The following is a 23,366-nucleotide window of genomic DNA, read 5'->3' as shown; positions in this document are numbered from 1 at the left end:
CCACGGCCGCGTCCCTCTGCCGATCGGGCCGTCGCCGAACCCCCCACCTCCCGCAAGGAGTGCTGATGATCCTGACCGGAAGCGAGATCGCGCGGGAACGCACGAACGACCGCATCACCATCGAGCCGTTCACTCCCGAGCAGGTCAATCCGAACAGCTACAACTTCCGGCTCGGCAGCCGCCTCAGGGTCTACTCCGAGATGCCCCTCGACCCGCGCCGCGAGAACGTCTGCGTCGACATCGAGATGGGCGACGAGGGCTATGTCCTGGAGCCCGGCCGGCTCTACCTCGCGCACACCCAGGAGGTGCTCGGCAGCCGCCACTACGCGCCGACCTTCGCCGCCCGCTCCTCCGTGGCGAGACTCGGCCTGTTCATCAATCTCTCCGCCAGCCTCGGGGACATCGGCTACGAGGGTCAGTGGACCCTCCAGCTCTACACGGTCAACCAGGTTCGGGTGTACCCGGGCATGACCATCGGCCAGATGATGTGGTGGCGCCCGCAGGGCGAGATCGAGCTGTACGACGGCAAATACCAGGGCGCTGTCGGACCCCGGGCCAGCGACATCCACAAGGACTTCGACCGTCAGCTGTCCCGGCAACGGCTGCCGGGCCTCGGCACCGTCGCGAACCCGGCGGAGGTCGGCCACAAGTTCGCCTCGCTCGCCCTGACCTCACGGACCTACCGGGTGCCGCTCGCCTTCGCCGTCCCCGCGGGGGAGCTGGCCCAGGCGCTCGATCGTGAGGCACGCGGCGAACTCGGCGCCCTGTTCGAGGAGATGCGGGCCACGGTCGGTGCCTTCTTCACCGAACTCACCGCCGGGATCGAGGCGGCGGTGGCCGGGCTGACCGTGCCGCAGGACCTGCGCGAGCTGCTCACCGCCCGGCTGCAGGACATGTTCGGAGACCCGGAGGAGGGCGAGTTCGCGGTCCGTTCCTCCGGGCTCGCCGAGGACAGCGGCACCAGCAGCCTGGCCGGCGTCCATCGCAGTGTGCTCGGCGTGCGCGGGGCCGACGGGGTGATCGCGGCCGTGGCGGAGTGCTGGCGCTCCCACTATGCGAGCTCGGCGGTGGCGGCCCGGGTGCGCGCGGGCGACTTCGACCCCGAGCCCCGGCTCGCGGTGATCGTCCAGCGGCTGGTGCGGCCCACGCTTGCCGGCGTGGCCTTCACCGGGCTCGACGGGAGTCAGGGCTCCGTCGAGATCGAGTACACCGAGGGTCTGGCCGAAGAGCTGGTCGCCGGAGTGGCGGTGCCCCGGCGCGTCTCGGCCGCGCCCGGAGGGCGGATCGACGACCCGCTCCTGGCGGAACTGGCCGACACCTGCCGCCAGTTGCGACAGGAGCGCGGCTGCGACGTGGACGTGGAGTGGGCCGCCGACGAGGCCGGGCTGCACCTCGTCCAGGTACGTCCCGTGACCGCCCGCAGGCTCGTCGACGAAGGCCCCGCCGCAGCCGGGATCTGGTCGAGCCGGCTGTACTTCGAGGATCCGCCCGCCGGTGCCCAGCTCGGTGACATCGCCGAGGTGTACGCCGGATACACCGCCAAACGAGGACCCGCGCACCGGCTGGCGGAGGAGCTGGGACTCTCCGTCGGCGCGGGCTGGCTGATCGGCTTCACTGCCCGGGACCTGGCCGCCGCCGAGGGCCGGGACCACGTACGCGCGCTGCTGGCCACCGGCCCCGGCAGCGAATGCGTCCTGGATCTCGGCGCCACGCTGCGGCAGATCGTCGTCCCCAAGGAGCAGGTGCCCGACCGGCTCGGCGAGATCACCCGCGCCGACGCGCAGCCCGACCGCCGACAGGCCGTCGTCGTACGGGACTTCATCCGCGGCGAACTCGGCCTGATCACCCGCCGGTCCGGGACCGACCTGCTCGTCGAGTACACGCCCGACGGACTGCTCGCCCTCAACCGCGGCACGGCGGGCGCCCGTTCCTTCGTCCGGAACGCGGGCGGGGAGGACCGCGCGGAGGCCGTGGACGGCGCTCCGGCCGAGCTGGTCCCGCACCTGGCACGCATGGCCGCCTTCACCGGCCGTATGCACGACCGGTACGGCGATGCCACGGTGGAGTGGGTGTTCGCCGACGGCGAGCCCTACTTCGTGGACTACTCGCTCCTGACCGGGGACGTGCTGTCGGGGGAGCGCGGCACGCTGGTCTCCGCAGGATCTGCGAGCGGACCGCTGCTCAAGCTGGCCGACGACGACCTGTTGAGGCGGCTCTCGGTGGGGCCCGCGGTGAGCGTGGACCGCAGCAAGGACGTCGTCGAACACACCGAGATCACCCGCCTGTTGGAGAAGATCCAGGCCATGCCCGCCCCGCCGGTGGTGCGGGTGAGCCGCCCCTACGCGGTGCTCTCCGTCCTCATCGGTTCGGTGGCCGGCTTCGTCTTCGAGGAGGGTTCGGTCCTCTGCCACCTCGCCATCCTGCTGCGCGAGGCCAAGGTCCCCGCCCTGGTCGCGGACGACCTGGCACCCCTGGTCGACGGCGGCGAGGCCGTCATCAGCGACGGGGTCATCACGGTGGCCGGAACCGCCGCCGGAAGGAGCACCGACGATGAGCGCTGAACGACGGGACGGCCAGGCCTGGGTCGTACTCGGGGGAGTCCACCTGCTGAACGGCAGCAAGCCGTGGGCGGACGCCGACCCGCTGGTCCTGGTCCGGGTGGACCCGCTGGAGGAGGCCCGGCCCAGCACCACCGTGGTCGTCGACTGGGCGGACCTCGGCACCTGCGAGGCGGTCGCCCTCACCAGCGACGGACACCCGCTGGGCCGCGCTCCCGTCGAGGGCGCGGACCTCTTCCAGGACGGCTTCGCGGGTCCCGCACTGCGGCCCCTGGTCGGATCCGCCGGCTCGGCCCTGGTGCCCCTGTGCTACCTCTCCGAACACCCCGGCGGCGGCTACCACGCCTATGCGCAGATCCGCGCCCACATCGAGGACGCGTGCTTCGTGCGCAGTACCGAGGCGCCGGTCGGCCATGGACCGGTGGACGAACTCCGCTGGCTGAAACCGATGCTGACGGCACATCAGCATCACGAACTGATGGTCGGCAACCACCACCTCTACTTCCGCAACCACTTCAAGGGCACCGAGCTGGAGTACAAGTACACCCTCGATCCGGCCCCGGACATCTGGGAGGCCGGCCTGGAGGTCCTGCGGGCGCTCAGGGCGGGCGAACTGCCGGGCTGCCGGCCGGAGTACCGCGAGGACTTCCAGATCTGGTACTACGACAACCACCTCCACGACGTCCTCGGTCCCGAGTCCGAACGCGGCTACGCCTCCTTCATCCCCTCCACCGACGGCAAGAACATCCTCAAGCGGAAGTGGTTCGCCGAGGACGCCTTCGCCCGCAGGGAGGAACTGACCCACAAGGTGGACGTGCCCCCAGAGGGCTACGCCGACTACCTCAAGGATGAACTCGGCCTGACCGTGCGGGCGTTGCCCCCCTTTCGGCGGGTCCGTTACGACGTCCAGTGCGAGTCCGTGCGGACCGGGCACATCTATGGCATCTTCTTCGACCACTGCCGCCTGCTGGACGCACCCGACGTGGTGCTGTCCCAGTGCGAGGTCGAGTACCTGCGGTCCCGCAACCTCGTCCCGCACGAGGAGGGCGAGGTCGTCGCGGAGATGGACCGGGTCGACGCGTGGGTGCGGGAGTTCCTCGCCGAGCGCGGCTGGGCCAAGGAGCGCTCCTTCTACTCCAAGCGCAGCTTCCTGCGGGACGTCGTCGCCGCCCGGCCCGAACTGGAGCCAGGCCGGTGACGGTCTACTGGCTGGTCTGGGACGCGGCGGCGCACTGGATCGTGGACCGGCTCACCGCGGAGGGCGCGCTGCCGAACACGGCACGGCTGCGGGCCGCCGGGGTCAGCGCCGCGGCCCGCCCACCGGCCCCCAACTGTCAGACCCCGCCCTCCCTGGCCACACTCTTCACCGGCACCTGGCCGGAACGGCACGGCATCACCGGCTTCCGGATCCCCGGCACCGGCGGCCCGGTGGAGGAGTCCGCGGCGGCCTTCGCCCCGGGCCGCTGCGCGGCACCGACCGTGTGGCACACGGCCGCCGATGCGGGGCTGCGCACCGCCGCCGTGTACGTCCCATGGACGATCGGCGCGGACGGCCAGGCGGAGCCGGGGCTCGACGTCGCGGTGGAGGCGTACGGCGACCGCATCGACCGCCAGGCGGCGCTGGTGCTCGCCGGGGGGCAGGAGAGGTTCTCCGTCGGGACGTACGTGCTTGACGTGACGCCGGTGGGCGGTGCCGATGTGACGTCGACGGGCGCGCCCGATGCGGCGACGCTGGGCAGTCCTGATGTGCGGCCGACGGGTGGTGTCGGCGTCGCGCCGGTGGGCGGCCCTGATGTGGAGCCGGCGGCCGGTGGTGTCGGCCACGCGCCGGGGCGCGGTCCCGCTGTGGCACAGGCGGCTTGCCATCGAATCCGCGTCACCTGCGGCGAGCACTCCGTGACGCTGGGGGCGGGGGACACCGACTGGCACCCCCTCCGGCTCGGCACGGACACCGGTGTATGGCTGCGGCTGATCGAGACCGAGGGGCGACGCGTCCTGCTGCGCACCGGTGCCTGGCGTCCACGGGTCGTCGGCCACGACCCCGCCCTCACCCACGCACTCACCGAAGACGAGTGTCTGCCTGTCTTCGCCGGCGAGGGCATCGGCCCCACCTATCGCGCCGGACTGCTCGGCCCCCGTCTGGTGGACGGCGGCGACGGCACCGCCGAGGACCTGTTCCTGTCGTCGCTGGCCTGCGTGCAGCGCTCCTTCGAGGCCCCGGCCCGCACAGTCCTACGACGGCACAGCGCCGACCTCGTCGTGATGTACCTGCCCACCACCGACGACCTCGGCCACGAACTGATCGGCTGGTGCGACCCCAAAGGCGCCGCCCACCGTCCGGACGTCGACGAACAGATCTGGCAGCGCGTCCGCACCTGCTACGGCTGGGCCGACCGACTCCTCGGTGAAGTCCTCGACCACGCCGGCGCACAGGACTCGGTGCTGCTCGGTGCCGACCACGGGATCGCCGGCACCGCTTGGGTGGTCCACCCCAACGAGGCACTGATCGCGGCCGGACTCGCGGCCCGCGCACCCGACGGGGCCCTCGACCCCGGGCGCTCCTCGGTGATCTACCACCCGGCGGACAACGGCTCCCTGTGGATCAACCACGAGGACCTGCCCGGAGGGCTGGTGCCCCGTGCGGACACGGAAGACCTCCTGAACCGGGCCGAGGCCGCGCTGAAAGGCCTCACCGAACCTGCCGGCCGCCCCCTGATCAGCGGTTTCTCCGGTTCCCCCGGCTGTGACCCCACCCTCGTCCGCCACGTCCTGTTCGACCCCGACTGCCTCCCGACGGCCACCCTCCGACCCGACCGCGCCGTCGTCGTCCCCGCCCACAAGCCGGGCGCGCACATCACCAACAACGGCGACCCCAGGCTGCACGCGGTGTTCGCCGCCCGCGGTCCCGGCCTGCCGTCCGGCACCGACCTCGGAACCGTCGACAACACCCTTCCGGCCCAGATCGCCCTGCGCCAGCTCGGACTGACCCCGACCGGCCGTTCCCGACCCGAACCCCTTGCGAGGCGTGCGTGCACCGCTACCTGAACTTCCTCGACACCACCCTGCACTTCGACATCGACGCCGAGGCGGAGAAGGCCTTCCAGCCCGTCGCCAGGTTCTTCCGGCACACCCTCGCCGACCAGCCCGCCAACGACCCCGCCTTCCACCTGACCCTCGTCCCCTACGACCCGGTGGCCCGGCCCCCGGCCGGCCGGCCGGCGGTGATCCGGCAGAGCACGGCACCGGAGTTCACCTTCCACGCCCTTCTGTCCCGGCACGGCGACCGCCGCGTCTACGCCAACGAGCACACCCGGCTCGACGTCCCCGTGGACGCGACGACGGACCAGCGCTTCGACGTCGGCATCACCGACGGCTCGGTGTGCCAACTGATGGACTTCATCCGCGACTTGATCATCCGCACCGAGGAGACCCGCGGCACCGTCGTCCTGCACGCCTCCGGTGTCCGCCGCGACGGGCGCGCCTACGCCATCGCCGGACCGAAGGGCGCGGGCAAGACCACCACCCTGGTCTCGGTGCTCAGCCGCCCCGGCTGGCAGTACTTCACCGGCGACAAGCTGTTCTGCCGCATCGAGGACGGCGGCATCACCGCCACCCCCTGGCGCGACTACCCGTACGTCGGCGCCGGCACCCTGCGCGAACACCCGGAGCTGGTCGACTGGGTACGCACCCACGCGGGCGTCGACCCGGCCGAACTTCCCGACCGCAGGAAGCTGTTGCTCGACGCAGACGCCTTCGAGGCCTGGCTCGGCTCGGAGTTCAGCCCCGAACCGCTCCGCCTCGCCGGAATCCTGCTCCCCGAGGTCCGACCCGGCGAACCGTTCGCCGTCGAGCGGGTCGAGGAGGAGCCCGCGCGCTGGATGGAGCTCAACCGGATCGTCGACCGCGCGGTCGACACCACGTTCTTCGGCTGGCAGCACTACCTGGTCCCGGACTACGCGGCCTTTTACGCCACCCTCTCCGCGATGCGCCCCTACTTGGCCGACCTGGCGATGCTCCGCCTCACGGGCACCCTGGACGTCGACCTCGACGCGGCACTGGCCGCCTCATGAGCCCAGGTCAGCTGCGGATCGCGGTGATCGGACACTCCGGCAGCGGCAAGTCGACCTGCGCGGTCACCCTGCGGGAGTACGCCGTCGAGGCCGGCCTCGGCTTCGCCCGCATCCCGCTGGCCCGCCCGCTGTACGAACTCCAGGACCGCGTCTACGCCGCCGCCGGCGCCCCCCTGCGCCCGGGCGCCCAGGACCAGGTCCTGATGGAGGACCTCGCGGGCCACCTCCGTCGCCTCAACCCCCGTGCCCTGGCTGACGACTTCGCCGCCCGGCTCGCCGACTGCACGGCCGGACTGGTGGTCAACGACGACCTCCGCGACCCCTTCGTCGACACCCCGGCACTGCGCGCACTGGGCTTCCGGATCCTCCGGATCACCTGTGAGGAGGAACTGCGCCTCAGCCGTCTCGCCGACCGCGCCGACCTCACCCGCGCCGACGGATCGACCCGCGGCCTGGACCTGATCGAGCCGGACACCGTGATCGACAACAGTGGCGACCTCGCCGCCTACCGCACCGCGATCCACGCCACCGTCCTTTCCCTGCAAGGGAGTTGCCAGCCGTGATCCTCACCGGCCCCGAGATGGCCCAGGCCGTGGCAACGGGCGACATCCACATCGACGACTTCGACCCGGCCCGCCTCGAGCCCAACTCCTACGGCTTCCGCCTGGCCCCCGACCTCCTCGTCTACGACCGTCAGACCCTGGACAGCCAGCGCGCCCCCACCTCCCGCCTTCTCACCATGGGCGCCGCCGGGCGGGTCCTGGAACCGGGCAGGTTCTACCTCGGCAGCACCATGGAGGCCATGGGCAGCCCGCACTACGCGGCCACCCTCTACGCCTGCCGTTCGGTTTCCACCCTCGGCGTCTGGATCCAGTTCTCCGCCCCCCTCGGCCACAGCGGCGCGGTCTTCCCCTGGACCCTGGAGATCACCGTCGCCAATCCGGTCCGCCTCTATCCGGGCATGGTCATCGGCAAGCTGGCCTTCTGGGCCATGCAGGGCCAACCGCTCCTGTACGACGGCAAGTACACCGGCTCGACCGCCGCCGTCGCCTCCCGGCTCAGCGAGGACCTGACCACGGTCCCCTCCCGCAAGGGCGCGTGACATGACGTCAGGAACCGGCGAACGTTTCATCGGCATCGACGAACTGCGCGAACTGTCCCGGCGCAGACCCGCTCGGGCAGCCCTCGCCATCGCCCGGCAGTGGACCGTCATCCTCGCGGCCGCGGCCGGGGCGGTGTACTGGGACCGCTGGTACGGCTACGTGGCGGCGATCGTGGTCATCGCGACCCGTCAGCACGCGCTCGCGGTCCTGATGCACGACGGAGCGCACCGGCTGCTGTTCGGCGACCGCAGGGTCAACGACCTGGTCAGCGATCTGCTGCTGGCCTTCCCCCTGTTCATCAGCACCACCCTGTACCGACGCCACCACCTCGAACACCACCGCTACCTCAACACCGACCGCGACCCCGACTTCGACCCCACGGCGATCGACCACACCATCCGTGACTGGGTCCGCCTGTTCGCCGCCGACGCGGTCGCCCTGAACATCGTCAAGACCGTGGGCACCCTGGACCAGTTCTCGCTGCTCCCGGTGCTGCGCGGCGACCGCAGCGTGGCCCGCGCCATGGGCCGGGCCCGGTGTGCCCTGTTCCTCTCAGGCCTCGTGGCACTCGCGACCGTGCTGGTGGTGACCGGGTGGTGGCTGCCTTATCTGCTGCTCTGGATCGTGCCGATGATCACCGCACTGAGCATGATCCTGCGGCTGCGCGACATGGCCGAACACGTGGGCTGCGACCAGGACGCCGGAATCGGCGGCACCCGCTCGGTGCTCGCCGGAGCACTGGAGCGGGCCTTGTTCTCCCCGTGCAGGATCAACTACCACCTGGCGCACCACCTTTACCCCAGCGTGCCCTGCTACAACCTGGCCGCCCTGCACCGCCGGCTCATGGAGAACCAGGCCGTCCGCGACCGGGCCCGGATCTCGCACTCCTACCTCTTCGGCCGTTCCAGCGTGCTCCGGCACGTCGCCGAGGCACGCGCCCTGCGCCCCGCTACCGGTACCGCCCCCACGGAACAAGGAGCCTGATGGCCATCACACCCGAGACCCGTCTCGGCCACGTCGACACCTTCCTGGCCGCGCGCGGACTCACCCCAGACGGACTGGACGTGCTGCTGAGCGGCCGTACCGGAAAGGCCCGGCACTTCCTGCTCACCAGCTCCCCGGCGCAGGGGCTCGCCAACGCCACCAGCGACGTGGACTTCATCAGGATCCAGTCCGAACCGATGGCGGGCGCCCGCATGGCGACCCAACTCTTCGAAGGCCCCAACCACTTGGAGTCCATCTCCTTCTCGCAGGAGGAGGTCGACGCGGCCCTCGCCGACCTGCGCGCACTGGCGGACGTCGATCCGCGCCAGGCCGTGTCCGCTTACCGCGGCTGGGACAAGCGGCACGAGGTGCGCCGCAAGTACCTGGAGCGGCTGGTCAACGGTGTCGCTCTGGACCGCACCCTGCCCTATCTCGACCGCCTGCCCGAACTGGCCCGGCTGTGGAAGTGGTCCTCCCTGCACACCGCCACCGAACAGGTCCTCTTCCTGTCACTGGCCGAGGCGGCGGGGGAGCGGCGCGGACGCGTGGGCTACGCGGTCAACGCACTGCTGTATCTGATGGACGCCGTGCTCTCGCACCACCTCGACGTGTACTCCAACCGCAAGTGGTTCCTGCTGCGTTGGACCCGTTTCCGCGATCAACAGGGAGCGGCTGATCCCCTGGTGGCGGCCGTGGACGCCCTGCGTGCCCCCGTCTCCGAGGCCCTTGCGGGCAAGGACGAGGGCCCCCTGGCCCCGCTCTTCACCGACCTGCTCGCCGAGGTTCACACCGACGTCGGCGAGGGCCGGACGCCGTCGCTCACCGTGGAGCCCGTCGGTGATCCCGTACGGCAGCGCTTCCTGCCCGGCGCCGACATGCTGCTGGGCGCGAGCACCGCCTTCCTCGGCCAGGAACCGCTGCCCAGCGGGGAGTTGAGCCTCACCGACCTCCCTGCGGCCCCCGCCGACCTGCTGCGCGCCGCCCGCGTCGGCGCGGTGACCCTGCTACCGGCCTGACCGGAACCCCCACCTGCTGAAGGAGTTTGATGGAACTCGCCCTCTTCCCCGGCGTGCGGGCCGGCCGTGGTCTGCCCCCCGAGACCGCCGTCCGGGCCTGGGCCACCACGGCCTGGCTGATGTCCGTCGACGGCCGGGCCTACGTCGAGGACCTGGACGGCGGCGCGGACCAGCCGCAGCTGCGCCAGGTCGTCAAACTCCGGCTGCTGGAGCTGTTCTCCGAGATCGACACCCGGCTGACCGGCGCCGAACCCGCGGGGGAGGGACACCAGCTGGCCCTCGCCCTGGAGTACGGACTGCACGAGGTCTGCTCGGCGACCGGCCCGGAGCTGGTCCAACTCTTCGACCTGGAGCAGGAGTTCGGCGGCGAACTGGCCGACGACGCCGGAGTGCGGGACCTGTGGAACGCGCTCTGCGAGGCCTTCCCGGGACAGATCCCCGACCCCCTGGTGGCGAGCGGCCAGAGCGAGGTGCTGCGGGCCCTGCGCAACTGGTCCAAGCTGTGCACCGCCGCCGGCACCGACGCGGCGTTCCTCGAACCCTTCCTCAAGGACGCCTGAGCCATGGGGTTCGTCGAGCGTTACGGCGCCGCCTTCGGCCGCTCCAAGGCCCTGCTGCTGCGTATGTCGGGTCTGCTGGCCGGCGAACAGGAGGCCCAGGGCGCCTGGATCACCGACACCACCGGCCGCCGCTGGCTGGACCTCGGCTCCTTCGGCGTCCACCTGGTCGGTCACCGCCACCCCGAGGTCGTCGCAGCCGCTCGGGACCAGCTGGACCTGATGGGCCTGTCCGGGAAGGTCCTCGGCAACGCGGAGGCGACCCGGTGCGCCGAGGCGCTGATCGGCATCGCCCCGGCCGGCCTCGACCAGGTCGCCTTCGCCAACAGCGGTGCGGAAGCGGTCGAGATGGCGATGAAGATGGCCGCCCTGTCCACCGGCCGCACCGAGTTCGCCGCCCTGCGCGGCTCCTACCACGGCAAGACCGCGGGCGCCCTGCACCTTTCCGACACCTACGCGGTGCGCTCCCCGCTGCCCCTGGCGGCGAAGGTCCACTTCCTGGACCCGGAAGACCTGGACCAGGCCAGGCAGGTGCTCGCCGGCGGAACGGTCGCGGCCCTCTTCGCCGAACCGGTCCGGGGCGAGGGCGGAGTGCTGCCCATCGACCCGGACCGTCTCGCCGCCCTGCGCGCGCTGTGCCAGGAGACCGGCACCCTCTTCGCCCTCGACGAGATCCAGACCGGCCTCGGCCGCTGCGGCACCCTCTGGCGCTCGGCCTCGGACTGCCCGCCCGACCTGCTCCTGGCCGGCAAGGTGCTCGGCGGCGGCCTGGTCCCGATGGCCGCCGTCATGTACTCCGGCACCCGGATCGGCGGCGCGGCAGGCGACCCGGTGGTGCTGGCCTCCTCCTTCGCGGGCGGCGCGCTGGCCGGGCGGGTCGGGTGCGCGGTCGTGGACGTCGTACGACAGGACGGGTTCCTGGACGAGGTACGGCGCCTCGGCGAGTCCGCCCGCAAGCGGCTCGGCGAGCTGCTGCGCGACGACCCGCGCATCCGCGAAGTGCGCGGCGAGGGACTCATGATCGGCGTCGACACCGCCTCGCCCGGCGTGGCCGGACAGCTCGTCCTGGAGGCGGCCAAGCACGGCGTGCTGCTCAGCTTCTGCCTCAGCAACCCGCGGGTCCTGAGGGTCTACCCGCCCGCTGTGATCGGCCAGGACGACCTCGACGAGGGGCTCGACGCGATCGCCGCCGCCGTCACCGCCGTACCGGAAACGCTTGCCGTACCCGCCGACAGAGAGGCCGCACCGTGCCCGTAGTCCGTACCGAGGTCGACATCGACGACACCCCACTGGAGCACGTGTGGACCGTACTGTGCGATTTCGAGGCGCACGCGGGCTACATGGACGACGTCCTCGGCATCCGCTTCCTGGAACGCGGCGAGGGCACCGCGCTCAGTTCGTGGCGGGTCCTGCTCAACGGCAGTGAGCTGACCTGGGACGAGCGCGATGTGTTCACGAGCATGCGGCGGATCGACTTCGACCAGACAGAGGGTGATCTGGAGGTCTTCCGCGGGTTCTGGGAACTCGTCGAGACGCCCACCGGTGTGCGGGTCGTGCTGGAGATCGAGTTCGACATCGGCATCCCCTCCCTCGCCGCGGTCCTGGACCCCATCGGTGTCCAGGCCATCGAGTCCAACTCCCGCAGCATGCTCGCCGCCATCCGCGACCGCCGCCCCGCCCCGGTGTCGCCGTGACGGGCGCGCGACTGCTGGTCACCGGCATCGGCGGCGCCGTCGGCAGCGGACTCGCCGAGTTCCTCGCGGCCGGGGAGCCCTGGGCCGAGGTGGTCGGGGTGTTCAGTGGCGAACGCTCCCGTGACGCCTTCCTGGCCAGGGCCCCCGAGGCGGTCCGGGCGCGCGTCCGTCCGGTCGTCCGTGACCTCACCGACGGCCCGGCGACCCAGGCCCTCGCACGCGAACTCACCCCCGCGCGGCGGACCGTGGTCGTCCACGCGGCGGCCAACGTCAGCTGGACCGCGTCCCTGCAGGCGGCCCGGCTCGGCAACGTCCAGGTCACCCGGAACGTCGCCGAACTGGCCCGCGCGCTGAGCGCCGACACCCGCTTCGTCTACGTCTCCTCCGCCTATACGGCGACCGACGGCTGGGAGTACCGCAACACCTACGAAGCCACCAAGGCGGAGGCCGAACGCCTGCTGCGGTCCGAGTACGCGGACCTGTGCCCGGTGGTGTTCTCGTGCAGCCTCGTCGTCGGGCACAGCCGCACCGGGGCCATCAGCCGCTTCCACGGCATCTATCCGCTGCTCGGGCTCATCGAACGCCACGAGCCACCCCTGCTGCCGGGCGGCCGCGACCGCCGGATCGACATCGTGCCCGTCGACTGGGTCGCCGGCGAACTGGCCGCTCTGCTGCGGCGGGTGGCGAACGGCGACCCGGTCACCGACGTCGTGGCGGCGTCCGGAACGGCCGCACCCCGGCTGGGGGAACTGGTCACCGGGGCCGTCGAGGCGCTGGACCGGGCGCGGGCGGCCGCCGGGCGCGCCCCACTGCCCGAGCTCACCCTCGTGCCGTTCCGCCGCTGGGAGTTCCTGCGCCGCTCGCTGGACGCCTGGCAGGTGCGCGGCATCCCGATGCCCGACCGGGCGCTCCTCGACCGGCTGATCGGCGTGTACCGGCCCTACTTCGAGGACGACCGGGTGCTGCCGCCGACAGGAACCGTCACCGTCTGTCCGCCCTGGTCGGAGTACCTGGACGCGGCGGTGGCCCACTGGTTCGCGCAACGCGCCGGCCGGCGGCCCCGGGCGCTCGCGCGGACGGGCGACGCGGGGTGACGTCGGTCTGGCCCGCGCTGGTCGCCGTCGCTCTGCTGGCCGCCGTCGAGGCGAGGGAGGCGCGCACCACGGTGGCCGCCGTCGCCTCGACGGGAAGGGGTACGGCGGTCAGGGCGGCGCTGTTACCGGGCCTGGCGTTGGTGGCGTCGGCCGGGGGAGCGCTGGGTGTCCTCGCGGTTCTGCCCGGCGGCTGGGCGGTCAGGGCAGGCGGGATCGTGGTGCTCGTGGCCGGCCTTCAGTGGCTGGTGTGGGCCGCGCGCCGGGAGCTGGGGACGGTGCCGCCACGGGACGAGCCGTCGGTGTACGACGCCGTCCGCGGGGAAGGTGCGGCGGTCGGCGCCGCACTCCTGCGAGCGGGTATGGAGACGCTGGTCCTGGCGACCGCGGTCGTGGCGCTGGCCGGCGCCCGGCCACTGTGGCTGCCGCCGCTGGCCCTGCTCCTGGTGACCGCGGCGATCACGCCCGGCCTGACGGGACGTCGCCCCGGGTCGATCCTGGGTGGACGGCCGTTCGAGACTGTCCTTGCGGGACACCGCGCTGCGACCGGCGTGCCTGGGCTTCGGCCAGGGGCCGGTCGGGCGGGGCAGAGCTCGGAGGCCGGTTCGGCGGGCGACCGCACCGGGGCCGGTGTGCCTGGGCGTCGGCCGGTGGCTGATCGGGTGAGGGACGGTTCGGGCGGCTCGGCGGAGTGCCGCCCTGCGCCGGGTGCGTTCGGGGAGCGTCCGGTGACCGGTCGAGGGTCGGGTTCTGAGGGCGGGCCGGTGGGGTGGGGTCCCGCGAACGGGCTTGCCGGGCTCGGTCCCGAGACCGTCCCGCCGACGCGTCGCACCGACGTAGGTCCGGCACCCCGCCGCCCTCTGACCGTGCTGCCCGAACGCCCCGTCAAAGCCGCGATCGCCGTCCTGCTCACAGCCCAAGGCGCCGCCGCCGTCACCTCGGACGCGGTCGGTGTCCCCCTCGCGACCCTGCTCGGCGTGACCGTACTGCTCGCCCTCACCGCATATGGACGCCTGATCCACGCGCGCGTGCCGCGCCGAGACCTGCCTCACGCGCGCGTACCCCGCCCACGCCACCCTCGCCCACCGGTAGACCCCCAAGCCTGCCCCTCGCCCAGCCGAGTGCTCCGTGACTTCGTCCTCGGCGACGACCTCGCCGTCTGGTGGGCCGCCGCCGTACTGGTCCTGGCCCCGCACCTGTCGTCGACCGGGCTCGCCCCGATACCCGCCGCCCTGCTGCTGACCGCCCTGCTCGCTGCCCTGCTCGGCAGAACGGCACGGCGCCCACGTACCGACCCCTCCGGAGGAGACCGCTGATGCCGGACCACGACGCTCCCGCCCCCACCACCCGCAAGGCGTTCCGCACGGCCCGCTCCGCCACCATCCACGGCGGCTACGAATGGCGCCTCGGCATCACCCCACCCGTCGTCACCCCGATCTTCCAGACCGCCGCCTTCGAACTGCCCAGCACCGCCGCGGCGGCCGGAATCTTCGACCTCCAGCAGGACGGCCACGCCTACACCCGTCTCAACAACCCGACCTGCGACGTGCTGGAGGAGCGCATGGCCGCGGTGGACGGCGCGGCGGCCGGACTCGCCGTCGCCTCCGGACAGGCCGCCATCGCGCTGGCGCTGCTGAACCTGTGCCAGGCGGGCGACAACATCGTCAGTTCCGACGAGTTGTACGGCGGCACGTGGAACCTGTTCGCCAACACCTTCGCCCGGTTCGGCATCGAGGTCCGCCACGTCAGCCCCGGCAACCCGAAGAACTTCGCCGAGGCGAGCGACGAGAACACCCGCTGCTGGTTCGGCGAGACCCTGCCCAACCCCCGGCTGCGGATCTTCCCGATCGAGGAGGTCGCCGCACTCGCCGAGGCGTGCGGGGTGCCGTTGGTGCTGGACAACACGATGCTGCCGTACACCTGCCGGCCGATGGAGTACGGGGCCCACATCGTCGTCTACTCGGCGACCAAGTACATCGGCGGCCACGGCTCGACGCTCGGCGGGCTGATCATGGACTCAGGTCGCTTCGACTGGGAGGCGCACGCCGAGCGCCACCCCCTGCTCACCACACCGGACCCGGCGCACGGGGGAGTCGTCTGGACCCGTACCGGCCTGGAGCTCGACAGTCCGCTCGGCCGCTCGCCCTATCTCCTCAAGGCCCGCGAGACCCTGCTCAGGGACCTCGGTCCCTGCCTCAGCCCCTTCAACGCCTGGCTGCTGCTCCAGGGGCTGGAGACGTTGCCGCTGCGGATGCGGGCGCACGGGGAGAACGCCCGCCGGGTTGCCGAGTACCTCCAGGCGCACCCGCGGGTCGCCTCCGTCCGCTATCCCGGGCTCGCCGACGGCGAGGAGGCGCGGCTGACCGAGCGCTACATGGGGGACAACGGCGGCCCACTCGTGCAGTTCGAGCTGGAGGGCGGTCGGGAGGCGGGCTGCCGCTTCATCGAGTCACTCCGGCTGGTCTCCCACGTCACCAACATCGGAGACGTCAGATCGCTGGCCACCCACCCCGCCTCCACCACCCACGCCCAGCTCCCCGAGGCCGACCAGCTGGCCGCCGGCGTCACCCAGGGCTCCATCCGCCTGGCCGTCGGCATCGAGGACATCGACGACCTGCTCGCCGACATCGAGGGAGCACTCGGCGAAGGAGCACCATACGAAGGAGTACTCGGCGAAGGAGCACGGGACGCATGACGAACCGGCCGCTGGTCGCACTCGCCTGCGCGACCGAGACCTGGGACGGCGTCCCGCACGCCGCCGTCCGCCGCGCCTACATCACGGCGCTCGAAGAGGTCGCCCACTGCTCGGTGGTGCTGCTCCCGGGCCCCGGCCCACTCCCCGACGAACTGCTCGCCCGCTGCGACGGACTCGTCCTCGGCGGACACGAGAGCAACGTGGCCCCGGAACGCTACGGCGGGGCCCCCTGCCCCGGCCCCTTCGACCCCGACCGAGACGCCCTCGCCCTCCCGGCGGTCCGCCGGGCCGTGGCCGTAGGGCTGCCCCTGCTCGGCATCTGCCGCGGCCTCCAGGAGATCAACGTGGCCTACGGCGGCACCCTCCGCGCCCTCGACTGCGCGGACCACCGTGAGGACCCCACCCTGTCCAGAGACGAGCAGTACCGGCCCGCGCACGAGGTCACCCTCGCCCACGACGGCCTGCTTCGACGGCTGCTGGACGGCGCCGACCGGGCCCGGGTCAACTCCCTGCACGGACAGGCGGTCGGCACCCTCGCGCCAGGCCTCCGCAGCGAGGCCACCGCCCCCGACGGCGTGATCGAGGCCCTGTCCGTCGTCGGGGCCCGGACCTTCGCGCTCGGCGTGCAGTGGCACCCCGAGTGGTACGCGGCCACCGACCCCGTCTGCCGTCGCCTCTTCGAGAGCTTCGGCGCGGCGGCGGCACGCCGGGCGAGCGGGCGCGCCGAACAGTGGACGAACCACCTCGTGGGCCACGGGGGAGGAGCGCGATGAACGGATTCCCCGCCCCGGCCGGCCGCCACCAGCGCACCGCCGTCCTCTTCCCTCCGGAGCGCCCCCTGCGGCTGGAGACGGGCGGCATCCTCTCCGGTGTCCGGGTCGCCTACGAGGAGTACGGCCGTCCCGACCCGGAACGGCCGAACACGGTCTTCGTCTGTCACGCCCTCACCGGCAACTCCCATGTCACCCGGCACAGTTCGGATGACATCCCCGGCTGGTGGGAGGAGATGGTGGGTCCCGGCCGCCCCCTCGACACGGACCGTCTGCACGTCGTCTGCGCCAACGTCCTCGGCGGTTGCGCGGGCACCACCGGACCCTGGAGCCCGGCGCCGGCCGGCCGGCCCCTCGGCGCCGACTTCCCCGACATCACCGTGGGCGACATGGTGGCCGTCCACCGAGGCCTGCTGCGCCACCTGGGCAGCCCCGCACTGCGGGCGGTGGTGGGCGGCTCCCTCGGCGGCATGCAGGCACTGGAGTGGCTGCTGCGCCATCCCGGCGACGCGGAGCGCTTCCTGCTCATCGCGACCGGGGCCCGGCTGTCCGCCGACTCCCTCGCCGCCCACGCCGCGGGCCGGGCCGCCATCCGCTCCGACCCGCGCTTCGCCGACGGCCACTACGCCGACGAACCCGGCGCCCCGGGTCCCGTCGACGGCCTCGGCGTCGCGCGCATGATCGCCCACCTCACCTACATGTCCCCGGGCTCCCTGGAGACCAAGTTCGGCCGCAGACACCAGCCCTCCGCCGGCCCGGGCGGCGCGGCCCACGGCCCCTACGCCGTGGAGCGCTACCTCGAACACCAGGCCCGCAGCTTCGTCGCCCGCTTCGACGCCAACAGCTATCTGCGCCTGACGGCCGCCATGGACCGCTACGACGCCTTCGCCCGCCGGCCGGCCCCCGTACCGACGGCCACCCGCACCCCCGAGGTGCACCTCTTCAGCTTCGACTCCGACCGGCTCTTCCGGGCGTCGGACACCGCGTACCTGTCGGCCCGCCTGACCTCACTCGGCCTCGCGCCCACCCACTACCGCGACCACACCTCGGAAGCCGGCCACGACGCCTTCCTGCTCCGGGTCCCGGGCTACCTGGAGGCCGTCGCGAACACGCTCGACTCCACACGGCGCACCTGCCTGCCGTTCCCGGTCGGGAGCCGTGGCGAGGCGTGAGGCGACCTGCCGGTGGGGGCCACGGTCCGCGCGCGAACAGGCACGGCCCCAGCGCCCGTTCCGCCCCTACCGGCCGGCGACCACGGTGTCCGGTGCGCGATGGCCCCGGAAGCCGGGGAACAGCAGGAGCAGCGCGAGCGCGGCGGCCACGGTCAGTACCCCGCCGCCCGTGATGGTCCACGTGGTACCGACGGCGGCACCGACCGTGCCGTGCAGAAGGTCGCCCAACCGCGGTCCTCCCACGGCCACCACGGTGTCGATCCCCTGGAGCCGGCCCCGCATGCCGTCCGGTACGGCGGTCTGCAGGACCGTCTTCCGGAAGACGCCCAGGGCGAGGAGCGCACCACCGGCGAGGAGCAGCCAACCCACGGCGAAAATCAGGGAGTCGGCCAGTCCGAACCCCGCGACGGCCAGACCCCACAGGCCCGCCGAGACCGCCACCGCGACGCCGTGCCTGCCGACGCGCGTAAAGGCCCCGGACAACAGCCCCGCCAGTACGCCACCGGCCGAGACCGCGGCGTACAACACCCCGATGTCCGAGGGATGGAAGGTCTCCCTCGCCAACTGCGGGAAGAGCGCGCTGGGCAGACCGAGGGAGAGGGCGGCGAAGTCGCAGAGGTAGACCACGAGCAGTATCTGACGGTGGATCACAAGTCGCACGCCGTCAGCGATTTGCCGCACCCCAGGCCGCTGTCCACCGATGCCCGCAGGCGGAAGGGACGGCAGTCGCCACACGGCCCACACCATCGCGCAGACGGCGACGGCATCCGTGAGATAGAGCGTCTCCGCGCCCACCACCGGCAACAGCACGCCGGCCAGCAGCGGACCACCGATCCCGGCCGACAGGACGACCGTCGACTGCAGCGCGTTGGCGGCGGGCAGCAACTCCGGCCGCACCAGGCGGGGCGGAACGGCCCTGCTCACCGCCGTGTTGGCGCCGAACAGTGCCTGCTGCACACCCACCAGCACGAGCAGCAATCCAGCCGACCGCATACCGGCCCACGCCTGCGCCCACAGCAACAGCGACGTCACACCGATGCCGACGGTGGTCACCAGCAGCACCCGCCGCCGGTCCCGTACATCGGCCAGCACCCCGCCCCAGAGCGCCGCCACGGCCATCGGGCCGAAGCCCACGAGTCCGGCAAGCCCGACCCAGGCCGACGATCCGGTGATGTCGTAGATCTGCAACGGAACCACGACCGCCGTGAGTTGAGCCCCCAGGGCGGTCACGGTCCCGGCCGCCCACAGCCTCCGGAACGCCTCCACCCGCAGTGGCCGAACGTCGACCAGTACCCGCCCGCCTCGCACCATGGACCGATGCTGCGGGCTTCCCCTGGGGCAAGGTCAACCGACGTGGGCGAGCACCTGGTCGGCCAACTCCCGTACGGGCGAGGTGCCGTCGAGGAACACCGTGTCACCGGGCAGGGTGTCGACCGCGCCGGTGCACACCTCGATCCGCGCCTTGCACCACGCCCGCACCCGCTCTTCCCTGGCCGGGTCGTCGGGGAAGGAGACCCGCCCCTCGATCCGCCGCACCAGAACCTCCGGAGGGACCTTGAGGAAGAAGTGGTGGACGACGAGGCCCGCGTTGCCCAGGGCGCCGAAGACCTCATCCAGATAGCCGGGGTTGACCAGTGTCATGGGGACCAGCAGCGGACGCCGGTACTCCTCGGCCAGCCCTGCGGCCAGACTCGCGACCTGCCGCCGCCACAGCGGGAGGTCCTGGAAGTCGCCGGTCGGCACGTCCACGATCTCCTGGAGCACGTACCCGACCATCTCCGGGTCGAAGACCAGCGCCTCGGGCCACCGCGGCCGCAGTTCCTCCACGAGCGTGGTCTTTCCGCTGCCGAACGCGCCGTTGACCCAGACGATCACAGCCTGCCTCCTGCTTTTCGCGTCCCACCCCGACCCCTCCGATCATGCCGGAACCCGTCTCAGCCGGGCGGCGGGGCCGTGCTGCCCCTCACCACCAGGCGGGTCGGCACGAGGTCGGTGCCGGGCTCTGTGCCGGTCTGCCCGCGGATCTGCTGGAGGGCCTTTTGGACACAGCGGTCGCCCACCTCCGCGAAGTCCTGGTGGACGGTGGTGAGCGGCGGCACGAAGAACCCGGCGTCGGGGATGTCGTCGAAACCGACCACACTGACGTCATGCGGCACGGACAGCCCCCGCTCGTGGAACGCGCGCAGCAGCCCGAGCGCCATCTGGTCGTTCGCGGCGAACACAGCCGTGCAGTCCGGCGGTTCGGCGAGCACCAGCCCGGCCGCGTAACCGGACTCGGCCGACCAGTCCCCGTACAGCGCGGGCGGCACCGGGCGGCCCGCCTCCTGCAGCACCGCCCGCCAGGCCTGGGCCCGCCGCTGCCCCGCGAAGGACGCCTGCGGCCCCGTCACGTGCCACACGGTCCGATGGCCCAGGTCGAGCAGATGCCGTACGGCCCTGCGGGCGCCGTCCGCCTGGTCGGTGTCGACCACGCTGTAGCGGTCGCCGGCGTCGGAGTCCACGACTACGACATGCACACCGGGCGGCAGCTGCACTGTGCCGGTGTCGAGCAGATGGATCTCCATGATGACGATGACCGCGTCGACCGCCAGCTCGCCCATCCGCGTGAAGGCCCCCAGGACGTTGTCCTGCGTCGGGACGTCGATGGGGATCAGGGTGATCGCGTACCCCTCGGCCGCCGCGTGCGTGGCGATCGCCTCCACCGTGCGGCTGTTGCCGGTCGACGACAGGCTGAACAGGATCACACCGATGGTGTTGAACTGCCCGTACCGCAGGGCCCGTGCTGCGCTGTTGGGCCGGTAGCCCAGTTCCCGCATCGCCGCCAGGACCTTCTCGCGCGTGGAAGTGATCACCCCGGGATGGCCGTTGGAGACCCGCGAGACCGTCTGCGAGGAGACGCCCGCGAGTTCGGCGACGTCGGCCATGGACACACGCTGCTTGCGCCGCCCACCGGGGACACCGGAACCTCCCCGCTCCACCACTGCTGCCTCCTTCAACCGTGCGTCGACCGGACTTCGGTCGAACATGTGCCGGATTTCGGCCGAGCTTCGGACGAACGCGCCTGTCGCGTGTCGCACCGGATGTTACGTGTCGAAGACCTTGACGGTCGCCGGGGTGAGTGCCACGATTCCGGCGCCGTCATGGTTACGTAAACATGCTGTCATTCCGAAAGGGATTGGTCGATGCGCAAGACCCCCACCAGCGCCCGTCGTGCCCCCAGGCTGCGTGCCTCGCTCGTCGCGGTCACGCTCGCCGCGATCAGCGGCGCCACCCTCACCGGCAGCCCCGCCACCGCCGCCGCGCCCGCCCACGACACGACCCAGTTCAAGGGCGTGAACTGGGCGGACCCGCGCGACAACTTCGCCGACGACGCGCTCCAGCTGTCGGGCCTGTCGACCACCGACACCTACGCCCGCACGTATGCCAAGTCGACCCGCATCATCGCGGCGTTCCGCGCGAACCTCGGCGCCAACACCGTCCGGCTGCCCATCAACCCGTACACCGTCAACAGTTCGTACTGGAAGTCGTACCGAGGCGTCATAGACGCGGCGGCGGCGCAGGGCTTCAAGGTCATCGTGTCCTACTGGGAGGGCACCGGTGACCGCAAGGACGGTTTCATCGACGACGAGGCCACCTACTGGCCCATGTGGAACACCGTGGTCAAGGCCTACAAGGGCAACTCCCGGGTCTACTTCGAGCCGATGAACGAACCGCACGGCTACACCGACGCCCAGTGGGCCGACATCGCCGCGAAGTGGCTGAACACCTACAAGTCGGTACCCCGCAACCGCGTCTTCGTCAGCGGCGCCGGCTACAACGACCACGTCACGACGGTCTGCGCCGACCCGCGCCTGAAGGGCACCTACCTGTCGCTGCACCACTACGGCTTCTGGAAGTCGTACGCCACCTACGACGAGTGGGTCGCCGACCTGAAGGTACGCATCGGCGACTGCGCGAGCCGCACCGTGGCGGACGAGTTCGGCGCGCCGATGACGACCGGCCTGAACTACAACGTGAAGACCCCGGACGACAACTTCGTCAACTTCATCCAGGCCGTCACCGACACCTTCCGCGAGCTGAAGATGGGCTCGGTGTACTGGCCGGGCCTGCGCACCGACGACATCTACTCGGTGCAGAAGCTCGTCGGCCCCGCCGACCACCCGTGGCTGCAGACCACCAACCAGTCCGGCGCCGACCGGCTGGCCTGGGCCTGGGGACGCGGCAAGCCCGTCAAGGGCTGACCCGCTCCATGGAGGGCCGCGGCGCCGTTTCGGCGCCGCGGCCGGCCGGCGTCCACGGCGGATATTCGGACATGGCCGACTCGCGCCCTTCTCACACCTCCTTGAGCTGCCCAGACTTCTGGGGAGGAGCATCGAGGGGGAGGCCGACGTGGCCAGGCGTCGAAGGAGTACGGCCGCCCGCAGACGGCGGGCACTGCGGATCAAGTGGGGCACGGGAGGCGGCGCGGCGGCGCTGGTCCTCCTGGTGGTGTTCTGGGCGAGCGTGTGGCCCTATCTGTTGGGTTTCCTACTGGTCGGCGTCGCCGTGGAGACGGGCCGTCGGCTGTGGCGCACGGACCGGCTGCTGCGTGGCCGGGACCGTCGTTGGCGCGAGGAGGACGCGGTGCAGGCCGGCCGGCGGACTCTCGGCGAGGTGGACGTCATGACGGGCACCGAGTTCGAGGAACTGGTCGCGGGACTGTGCCGACGGGACGGCTGCACCGAGGTCCGCCGGGTGGGCGGCGCGGGCGACAACGGCGCCGACGTCCTCGGGCGGCTGCCGGACGGCCGCACGATGGTCGTTCAGTGCAAACGCTACGCACCGAGCAGGGCGATCCCCAACCGCGAGCTGCGTGATCTGCTCGGTGCCCAGGTGCACTTCCGCGCCGAAGTGGCCGTGTTCGTGACCACCTCCCGCTTCACCGGCCCCTCCGAGAAGTTCGCCGTGCAGCACGACATCCTCGCCGTGCACCGCGACCTCCTCGGCCTGTGGAACAACGGGGCCTCGCTGACGTCACTGAGCGGGGTGAACGGCCGGGGCCAGGGCGACGCGCGGCACCGGGCCCGCTGGAAGCAGGCGTACGGAGGCTAGGAGACGCGGGTCACATCCGCGCCTGTCACAATCCGGCGGGCGGTCCAGTCATAGGTGTGTAGCCAACGACAACGGCAGAAGGAGCACACCATGGAAGCCCGACTGAACGTCCTCGCCGGCCCGCTCGCCGGCAAGCTGATGAAGCACTTCGCCGCGGCGGGCAAGGTGGTCACGGACTCGGGACTGCCGATGACGACCCAGGAACTGGTGAAGATCCGCGCGAGCCAGATCAACGGCTGCGGGTTCTGCCTCGACATGCACACCAAGGAGGCCGCCGCCGCGGGAGAGACCGCGCAGCGACTCCACATGGTCGCCGCATGGCGTGAGGCCAAGGTCTTCACCGAGGCCGAGCGCGCCGCGCTGGAACTGACGGAGCAGGGCACCCGCGTCGCCGACGGGACCGGAGTCTCGGACGAGGTCTGGGAGAACGCCGCCAAGCACTACGACGAGGATCAGCTCCTCGCCCTGGTCTCCCTGATCGCCGTCATCAACGCCTTCAACCGGCTGAACGTCATGACCCGGCAGCCGGCCGGTGACTACGTGGTCGGCCAGTTCGGCTGAGCCC

Annotated in this window: 22 protein-coding genes; 19 read left to right on the top strand and 3 right to left on the bottom strand. The window is 71.9% G+C overall.

What is annotated here, in order from left to right:
• Positions 1-65: 65 nt before the first annotated feature.
• Genes OHT57_RS05570 through metX form a run of 16 tightly spaced genes read left to right on the top strand, consistent with a single transcriptional unit; the run spans position 66 to position 17,710 of the window.
• Entirely contained in the window at positions 66-2,561 is a 2,496-nt protein-coding gene (locus OHT57_RS05570) for a dCTP deaminase domain-containing protein (RefSeq protein WP_328744913.1), read from the top strand.
• On the top strand, positions 2,551-3,756 hold the full coding sequence (locus tag OHT57_RS05565) for a hypothetical protein (protein WP_328744912.1): 1,206 nt from the start codon (positions 2,551-2,553) through the stop codon (positions 3,754-3,756). The genes OHT57_RS05570 and OHT57_RS05565 overlap by 11 nt, the downstream gene beginning before the upstream one ends.
• Positions 3,753-5,603, top strand: coding sequence for an alkaline phosphatase family protein (locus OHT57_RS05560; RefSeq protein ID WP_328744911.1), 1,851 nt, complete (start codon positions 3,753-3,755; stop codon positions 5,601-5,603). Before OHT57_RS05565 ends, OHT57_RS05560 begins: the two co-directional genes overlap by 4 nt.
• Positions 5,588-6,628, top strand: coding sequence for a hypothetical protein (locus OHT57_RS05555; RefSeq protein ID WP_328744910.1), 1,041 nt, complete (start codon positions 5,588-5,590; stop codon positions 6,626-6,628). Before OHT57_RS05560 ends, OHT57_RS05555 begins: the two co-directional genes overlap by 16 nt.
• Complete coding sequence (locus tag OHT57_RS05550) at positions 6,625-7,191, top strand: hypothetical protein (protein ID WP_328744909.1); 567 nt, start codon at positions 6,625-6,627, stop codon at positions 7,189-7,191. Before OHT57_RS05555 ends, OHT57_RS05550 begins: the two co-directional genes overlap by 4 nt.
• On the top strand, positions 7,188-7,730 hold the full coding sequence (locus OHT57_RS05545; protein ID WP_328744908.1) for a dCTP deaminase: 543 nt from the start codon (positions 7,188-7,190) through the stop codon (positions 7,728-7,730). Before OHT57_RS05550 ends, OHT57_RS05545 begins: the two co-directional genes overlap by 4 nt.
• A gap of 1 nt (position 7,731) precedes the next feature.
• Positions 7,732-8,715: a fatty acid desaturase family protein gene (locus OHT57_RS05540; protein ID WP_328744907.1), complete on the top strand. Its 984-nt coding sequence runs from the start codon at positions 7,732-7,734 to the stop codon at positions 8,713-8,715.
• On the top strand, positions 8,715-9,731 hold the full coding sequence (locus tag OHT57_RS05535) for a DUF6001 family protein (protein WP_328744906.1): 1,017 nt from the start codon (positions 8,715-8,717) through the stop codon (positions 9,729-9,731). The genes OHT57_RS05540 and OHT57_RS05535 overlap by 1 nt, the downstream gene beginning before the upstream one ends.
• A gap of 29 nt (positions 9,732-9,760) precedes the next feature.
• Positions 9,761-10,291 (top strand): DUF6031 family protein, encoded by a 531-nt coding sequence (locus OHT57_RS05530; protein ID WP_328744905.1) that lies wholly within the window; start codon positions 9,761-9,763, stop codon positions 10,289-10,291.
• Between the two features lie 3 nt (positions 10,292-10,294).
• The gene (locus tag OHT57_RS05525) at positions 10,295-11,545 is read left to right on the top strand and encodes an aspartate aminotransferase family protein (RefSeq protein ID WP_328744904.1); all 1,251 of its coding nucleotides are present in this window, start codon (positions 10,295-10,297) and stop codon (positions 11,543-11,545) included.
• The gene (locus OHT57_RS05520) at positions 11,536-11,982 is read left to right on the top strand and encodes a type II toxin-antitoxin system RatA family toxin (RefSeq protein WP_328744903.1); all 447 of its coding nucleotides are present in this window, start codon (positions 11,536-11,538) and stop codon (positions 11,980-11,982) included. Before OHT57_RS05525 ends, OHT57_RS05520 begins: the two co-directional genes overlap by 10 nt.
• A complete protein-coding gene (locus OHT57_RS05515; protein WP_328744902.1) occupies positions 11,979-13,076 on the top strand; it encodes an SDR family oxidoreductase in 1,098 nt (365 codons plus the stop codon). Before OHT57_RS05520 ends, OHT57_RS05515 begins: the two co-directional genes overlap by 4 nt.
• On the top strand, positions 13,073-14,389 hold the full coding sequence (locus OHT57_RS05510; protein ID WP_328744901.1) for a hypothetical protein: 1,317 nt from the start codon (positions 13,073-13,075) through the stop codon (positions 14,387-14,389). Before OHT57_RS05515 ends, OHT57_RS05510 begins: the two co-directional genes overlap by 4 nt.
• On the top strand, positions 14,389-15,768 hold the full coding sequence (locus OHT57_RS05505; protein ID WP_328744900.1) for an O-acetylhomoserine aminocarboxypropyltransferase/cysteine synthase family protein: 1,380 nt from the start codon (positions 14,389-14,391) through the stop codon (positions 15,766-15,768). Before OHT57_RS05510 ends, OHT57_RS05505 begins: the two co-directional genes overlap by 1 nt.
• Positions 15,765-16,541 (top strand): gamma-glutamyl-gamma-aminobutyrate hydrolase family protein, encoded by a 777-nt coding sequence (locus OHT57_RS05500; protein WP_328744899.1) that lies wholly within the window; start codon positions 15,765-15,767, stop codon positions 16,539-16,541. Before OHT57_RS05505 ends, OHT57_RS05500 begins: the two co-directional genes overlap by 4 nt.
• Positions 16,538-17,710: a homoserine O-acetyltransferase MetX gene (gene metX, locus OHT57_RS05495; protein WP_328744898.1), complete on the top strand. Its 1,173-nt coding sequence runs from the start codon at positions 16,538-16,540 to the stop codon at positions 17,708-17,710. The genes OHT57_RS05500 and metX overlap by 4 nt, the downstream gene beginning before the upstream one ends.
• A gap of 66 nt (positions 17,711-17,776) precedes the next feature.
• On the opposite strand, the gene OHT57_RS05490 is transcribed toward metX, so the two are convergent.
• From OHT57_RS05490 to OHT57_RS05480, 3 genes are read right to left on the bottom strand one after another with little or no spacing between them, the layout of a single operon-like run.
• Positions 17,777-19,021 (bottom strand): MFS transporter, encoded by a 1,245-nt coding sequence (locus OHT57_RS05490; protein ID WP_328744897.1) that lies wholly within the window; start codon positions 19,019-19,021, stop codon positions 17,777-17,779.
• A 33-nt stretch (positions 19,022-19,054) separates the two neighbouring features.
• Positions 19,055-19,585, bottom strand: coding sequence for an AAA family ATPase (locus OHT57_RS05485; RefSeq protein ID WP_328744896.1), 531 nt, complete (start codon positions 19,583-19,585; stop codon positions 19,055-19,057).
• 59 nt (positions 19,586-19,644) lie between these two features.
• On the bottom strand, positions 19,645-20,691 hold the full coding sequence (locus OHT57_RS05480; RefSeq protein WP_328753125.1) for a LacI family DNA-binding transcriptional regulator: 1,047 nt from the start codon (positions 20,689-20,691) through the stop codon (positions 19,645-19,647).
• 201 nt (positions 20,692-20,892) lie between these two features.
• On the opposite strand from OHT57_RS05480, the gene OHT57_RS05475 reads away from it, so the two are divergent.
• The 3 genes from OHT57_RS05475 to OHT57_RS05465 all read left to right on the top strand — a co-directional run bounded on the left by OHT57_RS05475 (position 20,893) and on the right by OHT57_RS05465 (position 23,362).
• Positions 20,893-21,951, top strand: a complete 1,059-nt coding sequence (locus tag OHT57_RS05475) for a glycoside hydrolase family 5 protein (RefSeq protein WP_328744895.1) — start codon at positions 20,893-20,895, stop codon at positions 21,949-21,951.
• Between the two features lie 199 nt (positions 21,952-22,150).
• Positions 22,151-22,801, top strand: a complete 651-nt coding sequence (locus OHT57_RS05470; RefSeq protein ID WP_443053598.1) for a restriction endonuclease — start codon at positions 22,151-22,153, stop codon at positions 22,799-22,801.
• Between the two features lie 90 nt (positions 22,802-22,891).
• Complete coding sequence (locus tag OHT57_RS05465; protein ID WP_328744893.1) at positions 22,892-23,362, top strand: carboxymuconolactone decarboxylase family protein; 471 nt, start codon at positions 22,892-22,894, stop codon at positions 23,360-23,362.
• Positions 23,363-23,366 lie beyond the last annotated feature (4 nt).

This window comes from Streptomyces sp. NBC_00285 (assembly GCF_036174265.1).
GTDB lineage: Bacteria > Actinomycetota > Actinomycetes > Streptomycetales > Streptomycetaceae > Streptomyces.
Note: the sequence above shows the minus strand (reverse complement) of the source record. Positions and strands in the feature narration are given on the sequence as shown.